This window comes from Saccharopolyspora karakumensis, from assembly GCF_004349225.1.
Lineage (GTDB): Bacteria > Actinomycetota > Actinomycetes > Mycobacteriales > Pseudonocardiaceae > Saccharopolyspora > Saccharopolyspora endophytica.
On record NZ_SMLA01000013.1, the window covers coordinates 69,219 to 87,047 of the forward strand.

At 67.8% G+C, this 17,829-nt stretch carries 17 protein-coding genes and 1 pseudogene; 12 read left to right on the forward strand and 6 right to left on the reverse strand.

The features are described from left to right. Nucleotides 1–9: 9 nt before the first annotated feature. From E1202_RS11880 to E1202_RS11890, 3 genes are all read right to left on the reverse strand, one after another. Nucleotides 10–870 (reverse strand): carbohydrate ABC transporter permease, encoded by an 861-nt coding sequence (locus E1202_RS11880; protein ID WP_132682947.1) that lies wholly within the window; start codon nt 868–870, stop codon nt 10–12. Beyond that, nucleotides 867–1,781, reverse strand: a complete 915-nt coding sequence (locus E1202_RS11885) for a carbohydrate ABC transporter permease (protein WP_235878087.1) — start codon at nt 1,779–1,781, stop codon at nt 867–869. Before E1202_RS11885 ends, E1202_RS11880 begins: the two co-directional genes overlap by 4 nt. A 149-nt stretch (nt 1,782–1,930) precedes the next feature. Beyond that, nucleotides 1,931–3,364, reverse strand: coding sequence for an ABC transporter substrate-binding protein (locus E1202_RS11890; protein ID WP_235878089.1), 1,434 nt, complete (start codon nt 3,362–3,364; stop codon nt 1,931–1,933). A gap of 270 nt (nt 3,365–3,634) precedes the next feature. Here E1202_RS11890 and E1202_RS11895 point away from each other — a divergent pair, with 270 nt between their 5' ends. The 3 genes from E1202_RS11895 to E1202_RS11905 all read left to right on the forward strand — a co-directional run bounded on the left by E1202_RS11895 (nt 3,635) and on the right by E1202_RS11905 (nt 6,272). After that, entirely contained in the window at nt 3,635–4,870 is a 1,236-nt protein-coding gene (locus tag E1202_RS11895) for an ROK family transcriptional regulator (protein WP_132682950.1), read from the forward strand. 146 nt (nt 4,871–5,016) lie between these two features. Then, nucleotides 5,017–5,475: a hypothetical protein gene (locus E1202_RS11900; RefSeq protein ID WP_132682952.1), complete on the forward strand. Its 459-nt coding sequence runs from the start codon at nt 5,017–5,019 to the stop codon at nt 5,473–5,475. Between the two features lie 8 nt (nt 5,476–5,483). Next, on the forward strand, nt 5,484–6,272 hold the full coding sequence (locus E1202_RS11905; protein ID WP_132682953.1) for an Fpg/Nei family DNA glycosylase: 789 nt from the start codon (nt 5,484–5,486) through the stop codon (nt 6,270–6,272). A gap of 34 nt (nt 6,273–6,306) precedes the next feature. Here E1202_RS11905 and E1202_RS11910 read toward each other — a convergent pair whose 3' ends face one another. Both E1202_RS11910 and E1202_RS11915 read right to left on the reverse strand, forming a co-directional pair. Continuing rightward, nucleotides 6,307–6,570, reverse strand: a complete 264-nt coding sequence (locus tag E1202_RS11910; RefSeq protein ID WP_132682955.1) for a YggT family protein — start codon at nt 6,568–6,570, stop codon at nt 6,307–6,309. Nucleotides 6,571–6,739: 169 nt separating this feature from the next. After that, nucleotides 6,740–7,801, reverse strand: coding sequence for a 2,3-butanediol dehydrogenase (locus tag E1202_RS11915; RefSeq protein WP_235878101.1), 1,062 nt, complete (start codon nt 7,799–7,801; stop codon nt 6,740–6,742). Here E1202_RS11915 and E1202_RS31410 point away from each other — a divergent pair. Continuing rightward, nucleotides 7,800–7,976: a hypothetical protein gene (locus E1202_RS31410; RefSeq protein WP_165943833.1), complete on the forward strand. Its 177-nt coding sequence runs from the start codon at nt 7,800–7,802 to the stop codon at nt 7,974–7,976. The genes E1202_RS11915 and E1202_RS31410 overlap by 2 nt on opposite strands. 4 nt (nt 7,977–7,980) lie before the next feature. Here E1202_RS31410 and E1202_RS11925 read toward each other — a convergent pair whose 3' ends face one another. After that, nucleotides 7,981–9,189, reverse strand: a complete 1,209-nt coding sequence (locus E1202_RS11925) for a helix-turn-helix domain-containing protein (RefSeq protein WP_132682957.1) — start codon at nt 9,187–9,189, stop codon at nt 7,981–7,983. A 379-nt stretch (nt 9,190–9,568) separates the two neighbouring features. Between E1202_RS11925 and E1202_RS11930 the strand changes: the two genes are divergently transcribed. The 8 genes and pseudogenes from E1202_RS11930 (at nt 9,569) to E1202_RS11965 (ending at nt 17,819) form a co-directional block, all read left to right on the forward strand. Continuing rightward, nucleotides 9,569–10,534, forward strand: a complete 966-nt coding sequence (locus E1202_RS11930; RefSeq protein WP_132682959.1) for a thiamine pyrophosphate-dependent dehydrogenase E1 component subunit alpha — start codon at nt 9,569–9,571, stop codon at nt 10,532–10,534. Between the two features lie 13 nt (nt 10,535–10,547). After that, nucleotides 10,548–11,579, forward strand: a complete 1,032-nt coding sequence (locus tag E1202_RS11935) for an alpha-ketoacid dehydrogenase subunit beta (protein ID WP_132682960.1) — start codon at nt 10,548–10,550, stop codon at nt 11,577–11,579. Nucleotides 11,580–11,581: 2 nt separating this feature from the next. Further along, nucleotides 11,582–13,087, forward strand: coding sequence for a 2-oxo acid dehydrogenase subunit E2 (locus E1202_RS11940; protein WP_132682962.1), 1,506 nt, complete (start codon nt 11,582–11,584; stop codon nt 13,085–13,087). A 9-nt stretch (nt 13,088–13,096) separates the two neighbouring features. After that, entirely contained in the window at nt 13,097–14,467 is a 1,371-nt protein-coding gene (gene lpdA / locus E1202_RS11945) for a dihydrolipoyl dehydrogenase (protein WP_132682963.1), read from the forward strand. A gap of 65 nt (nt 14,468–14,532) precedes the next feature. Beyond that, nucleotides 14,533–15,438, forward strand: a pseudogene (lipA, locus tag E1202_RS11950) (lipoyl synthase); the annotation flags it as partial. Between the two features lie 97 nt (nt 15,439–15,535). Further along, the gene (locus E1202_RS11955) at nt 15,536–15,874 is read left to right on the forward strand and encodes a hypothetical protein (protein ID WP_132682967.1); all 339 of its coding nucleotides are present in this window, start codon (nt 15,536–15,538) and stop codon (nt 15,872–15,874) included. A gap of 146 nt (nt 15,875–16,020) precedes the next feature. After that, nucleotides 16,021–16,401, forward strand: coding sequence for a hypothetical protein (locus E1202_RS11960; RefSeq protein ID WP_132682969.1), 381 nt, complete (start codon nt 16,021–16,023; stop codon nt 16,399–16,401). A 419-nt stretch (nt 16,402–16,820) separates the two neighbouring features. Further along, on the forward strand, nt 16,821–17,819 hold the full coding sequence (locus tag E1202_RS11965; RefSeq protein WP_207918580.1) for a class I SAM-dependent methyltransferase: 999 nt from the start codon (nt 16,821–16,823) through the stop codon (nt 17,817–17,819). The last annotated feature ends 10 nt before the right edge of the window (nt 17,820–17,829 follow it).

The following is a 17,829-nucleotide window of genomic DNA, read 5'->3' on the forward strand; positions in this document are numbered from 1 at the left end:
ATGTGCGGGTTACTTGACGCCACCGGCGGTGAGACCGGCGACGATGCGGCGCTGGAAGATCAGCACGGCGATCACGAGCGGGACGGTGACGACGACACCGGCAGCCATCTGCGTGCCGAAGGGCTGCTCGAACCCCTGCGAGCCGGTGAACTTGGAGATCGCGACGGTGACCGTCTGCATCTCCTTCTCGTTGACCATCGACAACGCGATGATGAACTCGTTCCACGCCATGATGAAGGTCAAGATCGCCGTGGTGAACACGCCCGGGGCCGCCAGCGGCAAGATCACCTTCCGGAACGCCTGGCCCGGCGTGCACCCGTCGATCATGGCCGCCTGTTCGAGTTCGACCGGCATCTGCCGGAAGAACGTCGTCAGGTTCCACACCGCCAGCGGCAGCGCGAACGACAGGCTGGGCGTGATCATGGCCTGGTAGGTGTTGATCCAGCCGATGCTGGTGAACAGCTTCAGCAGCGGCACCACCAGTGAGATCCCGGGGAACATGCTGCAGGCGATGATCAGCGCCAGCACGAGGTTCTTGCCCCGGAAGTCCAGCCGCGCCAAGGCATAGGCCGTGGAGATCCCCACGATCAGAGTCAGCACGGTGGTCACCCCCGCCACGAGGAGGCTGTTGGCCAAGGCTCGGCCGAACCCCGTATCCGGTGCGAAGACGGCGAGGAAGTTGTCCACCGACCAGATGCGCGGAACGGGGAAGGTGTCGTACTGGTCCGACGGGCGCCGGAAGGCGGTGATCACCATCCAGTAGAACGGCGCCAGGCAGAACGCGACGATGCCGACGATGCCGAGGTGGGGCAGCCAGCGCTTCCAAACGGCTTCTCGCTGATCCCCGCGTGCGGATGCGTGGGTGGTCATGCCGTGACCCCCTTTCCTGCCTTGGAACGGGCTTTCCGCCCCTCGCGACGCCGGTTGCGGGTGTCGCCGATGACGTCCGCCCCGAGCAGCTTGACGAAGGCGAAGGCGACGAGGGCCACGTAGCCGAACATGATCGTGGCGTACGCCGCCGCAGGGCCGTAGTGGACGTTCGTGGCCTCTTGCCAGGCCAGCATGGACAACGTTTCCACCGAGTGCTTCTGCTGCCCGACCAGCACGAACGGCAGGTCGAACATGCGCAGCGAATCCAGCATCCGGAACAGCACCGCCACCAGCAGCGCGGGCTTTACCAGCGGCAGAGTGATGTTCCAGAACCGCCGCCACGCGGTGGCGCCGTCGACCTTGGCCGCCTCGTAGACCTCGTTCGGGATGATCTGCAGGCCCGCGAGGGTCAGCAGCCCGACGAACGGGGCCGTCTTCCACACCTCGGCGATGATGACCGCGAGCTGCGCTTGGGGACCGTCCGCGCTCCACAGAACCTGTTGTCCGAGCATGGTGTTGGCAACGCCGTCCGGGGCGAAGATCCACCGCCACAGCAGACCGGAGACCGCGGTCGGGATCGCCCACGGCACCAGCACGCTCGCCCGGACCAGGCCCCGCCCGCGGAACGCGCGGTGCATGATCAGCGCCATCGCCATGCCCAGCACCGCTTCCAGGGTCACCGTGGTGACGGTGAAGAACGTCGTGTTGAACATCGCGTTCCAGAAGCGGCCCGCACCTGCGCCCACGATCGCGTCGGCGTAGTTGGCCAGCCCGGCGAACTGGTCACCTTCGATGACGAACCCTTCCGCGTCGACGTTCTCGCCTTCGGTGTAGAAGGACTGCCGCAACGCCGACAGGAGCGGGTACACCACGACCAGTCCCAGCACCAGCAATGTCGGTGAGACCAGCACACCAGCGAGCCTCGCGGTCCCCGCGGCTCTACCGGACGGTTTCCTCCTCCGACTACCGCCCTTGCCCGGTGGGCGCACCTGCCTCACTTCGTCGGCGGGACGCTGCGCCGTCATCGTCATAACATCCCTCGCATCTAAGCGCTCGTGGTTCACGGCTTTCTCAGCTGCTCCAGCCGGCTCTGCATGTCGGCGAGCGCCTGCTGAGAGCTCTTGGCGCCGGCCAGCGCGCTATACGCTTCGTCCTGGATCGCCTGAGTCACTTCTCCGTAGTTGATGACTCGCGGGCGCGGCTCGGCGTTGGCGATCGAATCCTTCAGCACCGGCAGGTAGGGGTATTTCACCTGCAGCGCCGGGTCGTCGTAGACCGCGGCGAGCGAGGGCGCCGACGCCCCGACATCCAAGGCGAACTTCTGCTGCTGCTCGCTGGTGCGGAACTTGATGAAGTCCAGCGCAGTCGCCTTGTTCTTGCCGTAGGCCGAAATCGCCAGGTTGTGGCCGCCCAGGCTCGACACACCCGGGCCCGACAGCCCTGGCAACGGGGCGACGTCGAACTTGCCGGCCACCGGGGACGAGCCGTCGGTCTTGCTCAGGCTTGCCCACTGGGCGGGCCACCAGCGCGTGAAGACGAGCTGGCCGTCCTGGAAGGCGTTGCGCGACTCCGCTTCCTTGAAGGCGATCGCTTCCTTGGGGATCATGCCCGACCGGAACCCCTCGACCAGGAAGTCCAGACCTCGCTTGGCTTCCGGCGTGTTGACGTGCGGCTTGCCGTCAGCGCCGACGATCTCGCCACCAGCGCTGTGCACCGCTTCAGCGAAGTTCGCGACCATGCCCTCGTACTTCTCGAACTGACCGGTGTAGCAGGACATTCCGGCCGCCTCGGGCAGCGCGAGCACCTTCTCGCACGCCTGCTGCATCTCCGACCAGGTCTTCGGTGGAGCAACGCCTGCCTTGGTCAGGAGGTCCTTGCGGAAGTACAGCATCGCCCCGTCGGAACCGTGCGGAACGGCGAACAGCCGGCCGCGGTACTCGGCGGTCTCCAGGTTCGGACGCAAGAACGTCGAGGTGTCGAACTGCTCCTTGGGCAGCGGCGAGATCCACCGGTGGGCAGCGAACTCCGACATCCACACGTTGTCCAGGTCCAGCACCGTGAACGCGTCCGACTCGGTCTGCGCGTTCTGAATCATCTGCTGGCGCTGCTCGTCACCCGAGGCCGGCAGCTCGATCAGCCGGACAGGTTCCTGCGGATGCGTCCGGTTCCACTCCTCGACGATCCTCGGGTTGAGCCCGGAGCCGTCGTCCTTGCCGGTCGCGAAGGTGATCGGCCCTCGGCCTTCAAGCTTGTCGGACTGCTGCGAGCTCTGGGAACCATTGCCGCACGCGGCGGCGAGCAGCAACGACGAGATCATGATCGATAAAGTCGTAGCGCGTCTCAATTTCACGTCGATCTCCTTTGTTCGACCTCCGACTGGCAGCGCGAGCCAAGTCAAGAGCTGCAGAGACGGTGTTGCGGCCGTGCGGCCGTCCGCCGTGATGGGGCGATGCCGCGGCAACCTCAAGATCGTTGAGAAGCCGGGAACGGCCAACCAGTGCGAGGGGGTGGCGCTGAGCTGGGAACACCGAAGCCCTCGGCGGGTTTCTTCGTAATTAATTTAAGTGCGTAGAAAGGTAAGCTGTGGCGCCAGCCACGTCAAGGGGCGAGGTCGACCTAGTTCGAACGCCACCGCACCCTCCGCCGCCTCAGCACTAATCGCAGTTCACAGCGCCAGTCGGCGACAACAGAGCCCCGCGTTGACCCTTCTGGGGCCGGCGCCTAGTCTGGGACTTCGTTCCGAAACAGCGAAAGGGGTTGCTTGGTGGCCTCACCGTCGACAGACCACCACCGCGCGGCCGTTCTCGCCCTGGCAGGGACGTCCGGTTCCTTGAGCCGGACCGAGATCGCGCAGCGGCTGGGTCTCAGCCCGGCGACCGTGACCCAGGTGACCAAGGAATTGATCTCCCACGGCCTGCTCGAAGAACTCGCCTCAGCTCCCTCGCGCGGTGGCAGACCCGCGCAGCTGCTCGGCCTGGCCGGTGCACCCAAGCGCGCGTTGGGAGTCAAGATAGCGCCGGATCGCCTCGCCATCTCCGACGTGGAACTCGACGGGACCGTGCGCGATCTTTCGGTCCACGATTTCGATCCCGCTTCCGCGGACGCGCTCGGCCACCTCACCGACACACTCGCAGCCGTGATCGACGGGGACAGCAGCTCGATCCTGGGAATCGGACTCGGCGTACCCGGCGGGGTCCACGATCCCGCCGAGGGCGTCGTGAACGCAGACATCCTGGGATGGCGCGGCCTACCGCTCGGACGACGACTGCGAACCAGCCTCGGGCTGCCCGTGCTGGTGGACAACGACGTCAACGCACTCGCCGCCGCTGACTGCCTCTACGGCAGAGGCCGCCACCACCGCGACTTCCTGATCGTCACCATCGGAGCCGGCATCGGGGCGGCGATCGTGACCAATGATGTGGTGTACCGAGGCGCGCACGGAGACGCCGGCGAACTCGGCCACGCGCCGGTCGATCCGAACGGCCCGGAATGCGTGTGCGGCAACCGCGGTTGCCTCGAAGCGATCGTCGGCGATCGCGCGCTCGTCTCCGCAGCACGCCACCAGGGTGTTCTGACCGCCGACGAGACCATCTCCGATCTCCACACCGCCGCGGACCGGGGAGATCGAACAGCACAAGCGATCCTCCGCAACGCTGGAGAGGTCCTCGGACGATCGGTTGCCGGCCTGGTCAACATCGTCGACCCCGAAACGGTGGCGATCTACGGCGAGGGAATCACTGGCTGGCAGCACTGGCGCCCGGGCTTCGAACCCGCACTGCGCGCCCACCTGCCCGCCCTCCGCAACCACATCCCCGTCGAAGTGGACCGCTCGGACGACCAGACCTGGACACAAGGAGCCGCAGCGCTGGTCATGGCAACACCGTTCGACACCACCGGAGCCGCCCGGGAACAGGGCCAGCAGATCCGCGCCCGGTTGACCAGCACCCACGACATCCACCAGGACGACGACCACAAGCGGCGGTCCCAGCCGATCGCGTGAACCCGATCGCGCGGCAGAAGCAGGAGAGCGCCGATGCCGGCGAAGCCTCGGGTTGCTCGGGTTTTGCGACCAGCGGGTGGCGGGAACACCGAGGTGAGTCGGGCGGGTGCTGATCCCCCGCCTGTGAAGGTTGGTGGAGCGCGGCGATGAACGGTGACCCGTTGGACAGGCACGTGCGCGACCGCACCGAGGGGCGGCTCGGCACCGTGGATGCGATGGCCGGTTACCTGGACGCCGTGCGCACGGCCGCCCGGGCGATGGAGATCGAACTGGACACGGCCCGCCTGAACCGGCAGCGGATGACCGTCGAGATCGTGGTCAGCGGCGCGCCGGAGATACCCGTGGAGTGGACGCCGTACCTCGGCTGGAGCTTCAACGAGGAGGGCCGCCGCTACTACCGCGTCGGGCAGGAGGCCGATGCGGCTTCGCTGCTCCCCGATCCGGACGAGGCGGCGGGGTGGTTGGGCGTGCTCGCCACCGGAGACCGCACCGGCCACGTCGAGCAGCCGATGCCCCTGGATCCCGATGACGACGCCTTGGTCGAGCGCTTGGCGACCTTCGGGCAGGGAAGCGATCCGCACACCCCGGGCGACGACCACCCGTAGGTGAGGCCATGCCGGAGCTGCCCGACGTCGAAGGATTTCGCCGCGTGGTCGCCGACCACGTCGTGGGCTCGAAAGTCGCGGCGGTGCGCGTGCTCGACGCGGGCGTCGTGCGCACCTCGCCGGAGGAGTTCGCACGTGCTCTCCAGGGCCGGGTGATCGCGGAGCCGAGCAGGTGCGGCAAGTGGCTTCTCGTTCCGACCCGCAACCGGTCCGGTTTTCCGCAGCTGCTGGCGCATTTCGGCATGACCGGCGCCTTCGTGTGGACCCCGGGCGAGCAAGCCGATCACCGGCACGATCGCGTCGTCTTCGAGTTCCGCGACGGTGCGTTGCGCTACCGGGACATGCGCAAGCTCACCGGACTGCGGTTGGCGACCGAGCGCTCCGAGGTCGAGGAACTGCTCGGGGGCCTGGGTCCCGACGCCGCCGGGGTGAGCCGCCGCGACCTGCGCGCGAGGCTGACCCGCACGGCACGCCGGATCAAGCCCGCGCTGATGGACCAGACCGTCGTGGCGGGCCTGGGCAACCTGTGCGTGGACGAGATCCTGTGGCGCTCGCGGCTGGCGCCGACGCTGAGCACCACCGACCTGGAGGCGGCGCACTGGGCGAGACTGCACGCCCGACTGGGCTCGGTGCTGCGCAGCTCGTCCCGCGTCGGGCACGTTCCCGACCGCCCGTCCTGGCTGACCGGACACCGGGACGAGCACGACGCCCGATGCCCGCGGTGTTCGACACCTCTGAGCCGGAGCAAGATCGCAGGGCGCAGCACCGTCTGGTGCCCCCGCTGCCAGCCGTCCTGACCTCCAGGACGAGCGAGCAAGGCCTTGAACACCGCTACAGGCCGAAGGCCACCGAACGCAGGATCAGCACGACCACGAACACAGCGGTGAAGGCCAGGTCGATCGAGATCTCGCCGACGCGCACCCGCCGCACCGGCGCGATCACCGGCTCGGTCCCGGCGTGGGTCAGCGCACGAGCGCGCCTCACCCAGGGCGGCCCCTCGGTCGGTGCCCGAGCCCAATCCAGCACCATTCGAGCGATGAGCAGCAGCAGGTACGCCGTCACGACGTACCCCAGCACGGTGCCGATGAGGCTCATGACGGACTCCTCCGATGCTCGTCGATCCGGCTTGCTGCCGTACCCACGACTCACCCGCGCAGGAAGTGCCGACGCCCCGGCCGAGCAGCCGCTCAACTGCTACGCATCCACATCGGGCCCGGCGGGCGTCGAGCGTCGCGCTCCCAGCCGTGGAACGCTGTCCCGACGGTCACCGGGTCGGGTCGACGAGCACTTTCATCTTCTCGCCCCGGTGGAGCGATTCGAAACCTTCCGCGACGACGTCGCCGATCGCGATCGACTCCACCCAGCCCGTGGTGTCGTACTTGCCCTCGGCCATCAAGGCGATGACCGCTTCGAAATCCGAGCTCGTGTAGCACAGCGACCCCTGGATGCGTGATTCGTGCATGACCAGCTCCAGCAGCGGGGTTTCGAGCGGCGTTTCGTAGATGGCGACAGCCACCAGGGGACGTCGGGCGCCGATCGCCCCGAGCGCGGTTCCCACCGCAGCCGCGACCCCTGCCGCATCGAAAGCCGCGTCCGCCATCGCCCCTCGGGTCTCATCGGCGACCAGCGCGGCCACGTCCACGTCCGCGGGGTCGACGGTGCGGGCACCGAGCCGCTCGATCGCCGCGCGCCGCGTCGCCGAAGGCTCGACCACCAGCGTGTTCTCGATTCCCTGCCCCCGCAGCGCTTGGAAGACACCGATGCCGATCGGACCGGCACCGAACACCAACGCGGTGTCACCGGGGTTCAGGTCGGCCAATGTCGTCGCGTGGTAGGCGACCGACATCGGCTCTACCAGTGCGCCCAGCTCCAGCGACACCGAGTCGGGCAGCCGGTGCAGCATGTAGTCCGGCACCGTCGTGTACCGGGCCATGCCCCCGTCGGACATCAGCCCGTGAAAGCCGATCTTCTGGCAGATGTTGTAGTGGCCCGCCCTGCACGCAGCGCACTCGCCGCACCGGTAGACCGGCTCGACGGCCACCCGGTCTCCTGCTGACCAGCCCGTCACACCGGCGCCGACTTCGCGGATCGTGCCGGCGAACTCGTGGCCCATGACCAGCGGCATCGCCTTGTCGGTCAAGGGGTGCGGGACGCCGTCAGGGACGAAGATCGGCCCCGCGAAGAACTCGTGCAGGTCCGTCCCACAAATCCCGTTGAACCCGACTTCCACGAGAACCTCGCCGTACCGGGCAGCCGGCACCGGCACCTCGTTGACGCTCAGACTGCGTCGTCCTCGGTAGACCGCCGCCTGCATGGTGTCCGTCATGTCGAACTCCTCTCATGTGGTCAGCGGGCTGAACAAGCCGCTGTCGAGGGCCGGGATCCTGCGGTTCCACCTGGGGCAGGAACCGGCCATGCCGTGGGGTGAAGGTGCCTCGGAGGCGTGCGGGACGCCACCCAGCACCGCGTGGGTGCTGGATCGAACGTGCCTGTCGGCCTGACGCCTCACGCCGCGACGGTGATGTCCAGGTCTGGCAGGAAGCGGTACGGCCGGTGGTCGAGCAGGTCGGAGAACCGCTTGCGCAGGCGGGACATCTCCGCGCGGACGGTGGTGGTTCTGGTGCCGTCCGCGAAAAGGTGCTCAGCGAGGTCGGCAGCGCTGCTGCCCGACCGGTTCGCGGCCAGGTGGGCCAGGATGTCGGCGTGCCTGCCGCTCAGCGGATAGGTCCAGGTGCCGCTCTCCCGATGCACGGTCAGCGTGGGCCGAACGGAGCCGAGGTCGAGCACCAGCCGGGTTCCGGCCACCGACCGCTCCCCTCGTGGACGCAGCAGGACTCCCTCGGGCAGCGGCTCGAGCGAGCAGGCCCCGAACGCGGGCAGCCACACCTGCTCGGCGTCAGCGCGTTCCGTCAGCACCACGCGGTCGATCGGCGGCAGCCCGGTGGATGCGGCGACCCAACCGTGGCGGTCGGTCACCAACGCCTGCCCGTCGACCTTCGCCAGGAGCGGCGCCGCGATCGCGCGCAGCCGGTCGAGGCGGGTGCGGTGAGCTTCGCGCAGGCGGGCTTCGGCGAGCCCGGCAACGGCGTGCACCAGCGCGAGCGTGCTGGGGTGCACGGTGTCGGCGGGGCCGCTGATGTCGACGGCGCCCAGCAACCGCCCGTCAGCGGCGTCGTGGATGGGTGCTGCGGAGCAGGTCCAGGTGTGGTGGGCGCGGACGAAGTGCTCCGCCGAGTGGATCTGCACGGGCCGGTCTTCGACCAGTGCGGTGCCGATGGCGTTGGTTCCGACCGCATGTTCAGCCCAGCTCGCTCCCTCGACGAAGCCCAGCCGATCGGCGAGCCGGAACACCGCGGGGTGTCCATCGCGCCACAGAACGCGGCCGTCGGCGTCCACGATGACCACGATGTGGCCGGCGCTCTGAGCCGCAGGCACCAGTCCGGTGCGCAGTGCGCGCAGCGCCTCTTCGGTGAGACCGCAGGTGGCGCGACGCTGCTCGATCTCGCCGGCGGAAGCCTGCCGGCAGTCTCCGCCGCGGTCGGGGTCGACGCCTTGGGTACGTGCTCGTCCCCACGATTGGCGGATCAGCGGCCTCGGCTGCACAGGCGGCTGCTGGCCGGAGAGCATCGCCTCGTGAACCCGGACCAAGGACCGGGTGTACTGGTGCAGGTCCACCCCGGCGGGCACGGCGGTTTCGAGACGGTCGGTCTTCATCGGCAACTCCTGTCAGTCGGTCTCGCCCGTCGCTCGCGGACCCGCCGAACCTGGCAGTCGGAGGACCGCGATGCCCTCACGCCGATCGAAGCGCTGCTGGAGCCGACCTCCCCGCATCCGTCGACGGAATTCCCCACCTCGACCCGTGCGCCCTCGCAGGTGACCGCGATGTGTCGGGGAGGTGACACCACCACAGCGAACTTTTCGCGCCGGCTCCTCGGCAAGGGTTGCAACGGGTTGCATGTCATCTCTTCCTCCTGAATCGATGTGCTCCTTTCGGAGCGACAATTCCGGCTCCCATGCAACCTGATGCAACGCTGGTGACCGCTCACGAATCCTCCATACCTTTGGCGTCCCAACGGCGGCGAAGAGGAGCAACATGGCGCTGAACAAGCAGGCACTGCTGGGCGCGTATCGGAAAATGGCCGAGATTCGAGCGTTCGAGGACCGTCTTCACGAGGAGAACGCGACCGGCGACATTCCCGGGTTCATCCACCTCTATTCGGGGCAGGAAGCGATCGCGGTCGGGGTGTGCGAGAACCTCCGCGACACCGACCACATCGGTTCCACCCACCGGGGGCACGGGCACTGCATCGCCAAGGGCTGTGACATCCACGGGATGATGGCCGAGATCTTCGGCAAGGAGGACGGGCTCTGCCGCGGCAAGGGCGGCTCGATGCACATCGCCGACCTGTCGGTGGGCATGCTGGGTGCCAACGCGATCGTCGGTGGCGCACCGTCCCTGGCCATCGGTGCTGCGCTGAGCTCGAAGACGCTGGGCACCGGCGGTGTGGCGGCGTCGTTCACCGGTGACGGCGGCTCGAATCAGGGCACCGTCTTCGAGGCGATGAACATGGCGGTCGTGCTGCAACTGCCGATCGTGTTCGTCATCGAGAACAACGGGTTCGGCGAGGCCACCGGCACCGACTACGCGGTCGGCGCCCCGGACATCGCCGCGCGCGCCGCCTCCTTCGGGATGCCCGGCGTGTCGGTCGACGGGACCGACTTCTTCGAGGTCCACGAGGCGGCCCGGCAGGCGGTCGAACGCGCCCGCGACGGTGGCGGCCCGACCGCGATCGAGGCACGGGCGCACCGCTGGTTCGGCCATTTCGAGGGTGACGCCCAGCTCTACCGCACGCCCGAGCAGGTCGCGGAGTTGCGCCGCACCAAGGACCCGCTGTTGAACTTCCGCGCGAAGGTCGATTCCAGGAAGGCCAGTGCGAAGGAACTCGACTCGATCGAAGAGGAAGCCCGGCTCCGGGTGGACGACGCCGTGGCCAAGGCCCGCGCGGCCGCATACCCGGAGGTCGAGAACCTGCTGACCGACGTCTACGTGTCGTACTGAGGGAACGGAAATCATGACTTCGTCGAAGAAGACCTACCGCGAAGCGGTCAAGGACGCGCTGGCCCAGGAAATGCAGCGCGACGCCACCGTGGTGCAGATCGGTGAGGATCTGCGTGGGGGCCACGCCGGAACCAATCCGGATCTGGAAACGAAGAAGATCGAGGCCTTCGGTGGCGTTCTCGGCGTCACCAAGGGCCTGTGGGGCGAGTTCGGCTCAAAGCGGGTCATCGACACCCCGATCACCGAGTCGGCGATCATCGGGATGGCGGCCGGCGCGGCGCTGACCGGTCTGCGGCCGGTCGCGGAACTGATGTTCATGGACTTCTTCGGGGTCTGCTACGACGCGCTGTACAACCAGGCGGCCAAGTTCCGGTACATGTTCGGCGGCAAGGCGCGCACCCCTCTGGTGGTGCGCGGGATGATCGGCGCCGGGTTCAACGCCGCCGCCCAGCACTCGCAGTCGCCGTACAACGTCTTCGCCGCGGTGCCCGGTCTCAAGGTCGTCGCGCCCTCGAACCCGCACGATGCGAAGGGGTTGCTGATCCAGGCGATCCGCGATGACGACCCGGTCGTCTTCTGCGAGCACAAGACTCTCTACGACACCAAGGGCGAGGTTCCCGACGAGCCGTTCACGATCCCGTTCGGCGTCGCCAACTACACCCGTCAGGGCACCGACGTCACGGTGATCGCGTTGTCGGCGATGGTCAACGCCGCCAACGACGCGGCCGACAAGCTCGCCGCCGAGGGGATCTCCGTGGAGGTGGTCGACCCGCGCACGGTGTCGCCGCTGGACGAGGAGGGCGTGCTGGAGTCGGTGGCTGCCACCGGCCGGGTTGTGATCGTCGACGAGTCGGCCGCGCGGTGCGGGTTCGGCCACGACGTCGCCGCGCTGATCGCCACGAAGGCGCTCGGTTCGCTGAGCGCCCCCATCGAACTGGTGACGCCGCCGCACACGCCGGTGCCGTTCTCGCCGAAGCTGGAGAACGCTTGGCTGCCCGACGCCGCGCGGATCGAGGACGCAGTGCGCAAGGTGGTGACGGCCTGATCATGAGCGAGATCAACGCGATCGAGGTCCCCAAGTGGGGACTGTCGATGGAGGAGGGCACCGTCACCGTGTGGCGCGTGTCGGAGGGGACCAGCTTCCGCAAGGGCGACCTGCTCTGCGAGGTCGAGACCAGCAAGATCACCAACGAGCTCGAGGCACCGTTCGACGGGCTGCTGCGGCGGATCGTCGCCCAGCCCGGCGAGACGCTGCCGGTGGGTGGGGTTCTGGCGGTGTCGGCGGCCGAAACCGTGTCCGACGCCGAGATCGAGGAGTTCTTGTCGTCCCGCCGGGCGACCCCAGTGCCGGCCGAAGTCACCGCCCCGGCCGAAGCCGACGCTCCGGAAGCGGCTGCGACCCCGGCGGCGGCTCCTGCCCCGAAGCCTGGGACGTCGTCGGGCTCCACTCTCGTACCGGAGTCCTTGCAGGGTGAGACCAGTGGTGAGGTCTTCGTGACTCCGCACGCGCTCAAACTGGCGGAGAAGCTCACGATCGACCTGGGCAAGATCACTGGAACCGGCCGTGCCGGTCGGGTCTCGGTGGAGGACGTGCACGCAGCGGTCCGCTCGGCCGGCGGCTCGATCGCGGCACCCGCTCCCCCGGATCGTCCCAAGATGCCGGGCCGCACGCTACAGGACGACAGCGAGGTCGATGCGACCCCGGTCGCCCGCAGGCTGGCCGGCAATCTCGGCATCAACCTGCACGACTGCCGGGCGACCGGTTCACGCGGACGGGTCTGCGAGGCCGACGTCCGCGAGGCCGAGCGGAAATTCGGCTTGGTCACGACAAGCGCCGAAGCCTCGAGCGACGCCGAGACCCCGGTGGAGTTCGAAACCGTGGCGTTCGACTCGATGCGCAAGGCGATCGGGCAGCGGCTGCAAGCGTCGAAGCGCGGTGCCCCGCACTTCCGGCTCACCGCTGACCTCGAGATCGACGATTTGCTCGCGTTGCGCAAGCAGATCAACGCCACGGTGCCGTCGGTGAAGCTGTCGGTGAACGACTTCATCGTCAAGGCTTGCGGGGCGGCGTTGCTCAGGGTGCCTGAGGTCAACGTGCAATTCGACGAGCAGACCCAGTTGGTGCGCCGCTACACCCACGCCGATGTCTCCGTGGCGGTCGCCCTGCCCTCCGGGCTGATCACGCCGATCGTCCGCAAGACCGACACCCGCTCTTTGGCATCGGTTTCCGAGGAGGTGCACTCGTTGGTCACCAAGGCCAAGAGCGGCACGCTCGCACCAGAGGAATTCCAGGGCGGCACGTTCACGGTGTCCAACCTCGGCATGCACGGCGTGCGCGCGTTCGACGCGATCATCAATCCGCCGCAGGTGGCGATCCTCGCGGTCGGAGCGGGCACCCAGCGACCGGTCGTCGCGAACGGCGAGGTCGTCCCGCGCACGGTCCTGACGGTCACGCTTTCCTGTGACCACCGGGTGATCGACGGCGCGCTGGGCGCCAGTTTCCTGGCCGAGTTGAAGCGATTCGTCGAGTCACCGGCCCTGATGCTGGTCTAAGGAGTGTCCATGAGCGAGAAGTACGACGTGCTCGTCATCGGAGCCGGGCCCGGTGGTTACGTGGCGGCGATCCGCGCTGCGCAGCTCGGTTTGCGCACCGCGGTCGTCGAGCGCGACCGGCTCGGCGGGATCTGCCTGAACTGGGGCTGCATCCCGACCAAGGCGCTGCTGCACGGCGCCGACGTCGCACACACCCTGGCGAATCTCAAGCCGCTGGGTTTCAGCGCGACCGGCGTGGATTTCGACATGGCGGGACTGGTGGAGTTCAGCCGATCTGTGTCCGAGCGGCTCTCCGACGGCGTCGGCTACCTGATGCGCAAGAACGGCGTCGATGTCATCACCGGTTCCGCCCGGTTGACAGGCAAGGGTGTCGTCGATGTCGACGGTGCGGAGTACCGCGCCGATCACGTCATCCTGGCCACCGGTGCACGCCCGCTGCCGGTGCCGGGCGTGATTCCCGACGGCGACCGGGTGTGGACCTACTTCGACGCGCTGGTCCCCGCGGAACTGCCGAAGTCCCTGCTGATCGTCGGATCCGGAGCCATCGGCGTCGAGTTCGCCAGCCTCTACGCCGACCTGGGAAGCGAGGTCACCCTCGTCGAGCTGGCGCCGCAGATCATGCCCGCCGAGGACGCCGAGGTCGCCGACCACGTGCGCACGCGGTTCGAGAAGCGCGGAATCCGCGTGCACACCTCGACCTCGGTCTCCGAGATCGACGTCGGCACGGAAGGGGTGACCGCGACTCTGGACGGCGACCCGATCACCGTCGACCGGGTGCTGGTGGCGGCGGGTGTGCAGGCCAACGTCGAAGGCCTCGGCCTGGAGGAGCTCGGGGTCGAGCTGGACGGCGGTTTCGTGCGAACCGACCAGTGGTGCCGCACCAACGTCTTCGGCCTGTACGCGATCGGAGACGTCGCGGGAGCCCCGTGCCTGGCCCACAAAGCCAGCCACGAAGGGGTGCTGTGCGTGGAAAAGCTCGCCGGAGTCGGGCACGTCGCACCGCTCGACCACGACTACGTGCCCGGCTGCACCTACGCCCGCCCACAGGTTGCCAGCCTCGGACTGACCGAAGCGCAAGCCGCGGCCACCGGCCGGGAGCTGCGCGTCGGGCGCTTCGACCTGACCGCATCGGGCAAGGCGCTGGCCCTCGGCGAACCCGAGGGCTTCGTCAAGACGATCTTCGACGCCACCAGCGGCGAACTGCTGGGAGCGCACATGGTCGGCCCCGAGGTCACCGAACAGGTCCAGGGCTTCGGCATCGCCCGGTCCTTGGAGGCCACAGCCGACGACCTCGCCGAGGTCGTCTTCGCCCACCCGACCCTGTCGGAGGCCATGCACGAGTCGGTGCTCGCCGCGCTCGGCCGCCCGCTCAACACCTGATGACCTCCGGGTCCGCGTGGCCTGACACGCCCCGCGGACCCGGATTCCAGCGAGGGAAGTAGAACATGACGGTCGCGCCCGAGGGACGCCGACTGCTGCGCGTCGAGGCCCGCAACGCGCGAACGCCGAGCGAACCGAAGCCGGACTGGATCCGCACCCGCGCCCGGACCGGCCCGCACTACACCGAGCTCAAGGACCTCGTTCGACGCGAGGGACTGCACACCGTCTGCGAAGAAGCAGGCTGCCCGAACATCTTCGAATGCTGGGAGGACCGCGAGGCCACCTTCCTCATCGGAGGAGACCAGTGCACCCGCCGCTGCGACTTCTGCCAGATCGACACCGGCAAACCCCTCGGACTGGACCGCGACGAACCGCATCGGGTCGCCCAGAGCGTGCGGACCATGCGCCTTCGCTACGCCACCATCACCGGTGTTGCCCGCGACGACCTCGACGACGGCGGTGCCTGGCTCTACGCCGAGACGGTCCGCCAGATCCACGCGCTCAACCCCGGCACCGGCGTCGAGAACCTCATCCCCGACTTCGGCGGCGATCCCGGACTGCTGAAGGAGGTCTTCGACTCCGAACCAGAGGTGCTCGCGCACAACGTCGAGACCGTGCCACGGGTCTTCAAACGAATTCGCCCCGCGTTCCGCTACCAGCGGTCCTTGGACGTGCTCAGCGCCGCGCGGGAGCACGGCCTGGTCACCAAGTCCAACCTCATCCTCGGCATGGGTGAAACCCCGGAGGAAGTTCAGGCCACCATCACCGACCTGCACATGGCCGGCTGCGACCTCCTCACGATCACCCAATACCTGCGGCCATCCGCCAAACACCACCCCGTCGAACGCTGGGTCAAACCGGAAGAATTCGCCGAACACTCCCGATTCGCCACCGAAACCGGCTTGGCAGGGGTGCTGGCGGGGCCGCTGGTGCGGTCCTCCTACCGCGCCGGACGGCTGTACTCGCACGCCGTGTCCACCACCCTGGCCGCCGGCAGGACCGGCGCTGGGCGGACACGTGCGCAGCGAGCAGACCAGGCACGGCGTCCCGCGAGTCTCAACTGATCGGATGCGTACGGAGTTTGTCCACCGCGGCCATGCCCGCGAACTCCCCGACCGCGTCGCCCAAGGCGACGACACCCGGCCCGGCACCGCCGCCGAAATCGTCCTCGCGTTCGGCCACGCCAGCCAGATCGCATCGCTCAACACCACCGCGACTGGACTGATGTTCCGCATGTGGCAGCAGGCTTTTCCTGACACAACGGTGGATATCGACGACGACCAGGAACACCGGGAGAAGCTGTACGGCAGCAGCATCGATGACGCCGAAGCCGAGGCCCGCGACAAGCTCGCCGTCTCCGGACGGATTCTCGGGACCATCGAGTGCCGCGGATGGCACGACGGCTAACCCGTCTCGGGCAGCTACGCACCGCCCCAACTGCATCTGGGACCCAACACCGCATAGCCCCGGAAACAGGCTGTGCCCTGGCCCTGCATCACGCCACCCACGCGTCCTTCACGCACCCGCATGGGTGTTCCCGCTAGGAGAACCCCGTGACCATCCCGATTGCGGTGCCCTCTTACTACGGCCTTGGCGAGATCCTGGCCGAGGTCTTCGACGACGGGATGCTCGCCGACGACCTCGCCATCTTCCTGACCTACATCGAAGTCAACGTGCTGGCCGGATTCCTGCACACCACCGGCCACCACGACGGAGCCGACCACTGGCTCCGATCCCACCAGGCCGGCTGCGACGCCCCCACCGGCACTAAGGCATCCCTACCCGACCCCGGCGACACACCGGGGCCGGCTAGTGCTCAACACCGACTGGAGTGGCCCATGCACTCACCCGCCCGATCACCCGTCCACGGGCGGCACGCCCTGCGAACACGGCGGCGCCGTGGGCGCCGTATCACTGGCCATGCGACCCAATGATCAAGTCCCTCAAATACCGGTCGCATCGCCTGCCGAGGTGCGCGTCCAGCGCTGGGGTCCTCAGCGATGGCATGCACGCGCTGCAAGGCGAGCTGAGCTATAGCACGCCGTAGCTGATCAGCATTTGGCACGAACGGATCGTCAGAGCCCCAACCCGACCAGCGGTACCGAAGCAAAAGGACCCTCTGGTTCCGTCCAGTGGTATCGCCAACAACCGGAAGGGACCTCGTGGACCCGGCGCTGGCTTTGATTAACAACTCGACGGGCTACACCTACGCCGCAGCGTTGCGCGTAGCCGCAAAGCTAAACGTAGCCGACCACCTCACGAACCGCCCCGCTCTATCGAAGCACTCACCGCCGCCACCAACGCCCACACGGACTCGCTCGACCGCACCCTGCGAGTGGGCGCCGCCCAAGGCGTGTCCACCGAGATCAGGCTTCGCTACTGCGTGGACGCCGCGAACACCAGAACGCGAATCGCCGTCATTGACGCCGCTCTCCCCACTGGCGACGACCCCTGCCCGTCCAAGCTCCTCGACTTCCGGGGATCCGAGGTGACCGCGATGAGCACTCCAGACGAGGGGTATGGCGAGACGATCTTCAGCCATGCCGACGCCAACGAATACGAACGCCTGCAGGCGCTGAGCGACGCGCTCGATCCTGTAACGCTGTCCGTGCTGGAGTCCCTCCCAAGTGAGGTTGGCCCGCAGTGGCTGGAACTGGGAGCCGGAAATGGCTCAGTCGCCCGTTGGATGGCAGAACGCCACCCCTCCGTTCACGTGACAGGAACTGACCGAAGCCTGCGCTTTCTCGACCCGCGGGGACACGACAACCTGCGGTTCCTCTGCCACGACGTCACACAAGACTCGTTCCCCGACGGCTCATGGGACCTCATTCATGCCCGATACCTGCTGTGCCACCTGCCGGAACGCGACTACGTCCACTCCGCCACAACACGATGGCTGAGTCCAGGAGGATGGCTCGTACTGGAAGAACCGGCGTTGTTCCCGCTGCACTCAGCACGGGACGACGCCTACCGGCGCGTTTCCTTGGGGGCGCTGGAGGTATTGGCACAACGCCTCGGTACGGACTGCACCGACTGCGCATTGAACTTGCCCATCAAATCGGCCAGCCTCGGCCTGGCTGACATCAGCATGCAGGTCACGTGCCCGACCATCACGCTTGGCACACCGGCGTGCACCTTCTGGCGATTGACTCTCGAGCATCTGAAGCCGGCCATCGCCGAACTTCCCTATGTTCGCGAGGAGGAGGTCGCCGACGTGATCGACCGGTTGTCGCAACCGGGTTTTCTCGATTTGGGTATGGCCACGATCACCGTGACAGCGAGGAAACCCTGCTCGGGCGAGCCGCGGGATGGATCGGGGGCTGAGGAACATCGGAACGGAGAACAGCGCTAAGCCTTCGTCG

Excerpts from the sequence above, each read along its gene's own strand:
- E1202_RS11880 (WP_132682947.1), bottom strand. The coding sequence starts at position 870 with ATGACCACCCACGCATCCGCACGCGGGGATCAGCGAGAAGCCGTTTGG.
- E1202_RS11900 (WP_132682952.1), top strand. The coding sequence starts at position 5,017 with ATGAACGGTGACCCGTTGGACAGGCACGTGCGCGACCGCACCGAGGGG.
- E1202_RS11905 (WP_132682953.1), top strand. The coding sequence starts at position 5,484 with ATGCCGGAGCTGCCCGACGTCGAAGGATTTCGCCGCGTGGTCGCCGAC.
- E1202_RS11910 (WP_132682955.1), bottom strand. The coding sequence starts at position 6,570 with ATGAGCCTCATCGGCACCGTGCTGGGGTACGTCGTGACGGCGTACCTG.
- E1202_RS31410 (WP_165943833.1), top strand. The coding sequence starts at position 7,800 with ATGTCGAACTCCTCTCATGTGGTCAGCGGGCTGAACAAGCCGCTGTCG.
- E1202_RS11915 (WP_235878101.1), bottom strand. The coding sequence starts at position 7,801 with ATGACGGACACCATGCAGGCGGCGGTCTACCGAGGACGACGCAGTCTG.
- E1202_RS11925 (WP_132682957.1), bottom strand. The coding sequence starts at position 9,189 with ATGAAGACCGACCGTCTCGAAACCGCCGTGCCCGCCGGGGTGGACCTG.
- E1202_RS11930 (WP_132682959.1), top strand. The coding sequence starts at position 9,569 with ATGGCGCTGAACAAGCAGGCACTGCTGGGCGCGTATCGGAAAATGGCC.
- E1202_RS11935 (WP_132682960.1), top strand. The coding sequence starts at position 10,548 with ATGACTTCGTCGAAGAAGACCTACCGCGAAGCGGTCAAGGACGCGCTG.
- E1202_RS11940 (WP_132682962.1), top strand. The coding sequence starts at position 11,582 with ATGAGCGAGATCAACGCGATCGAGGTCCCCAAGTGGGGACTGTCGATG.
- lpdA (WP_132682963.1), top strand. The coding sequence starts at position 13,097 with ATGAGCGAGAAGTACGACGTGCTCGTCATCGGAGCCGGGCCCGGTGGT.
- E1202_RS11955 (WP_132682967.1), top strand. The coding sequence starts at position 15,536 with ATGCGTACGGAGTTTGTCCACCGCGGCCATGCCCGCGAACTCCCCGAC.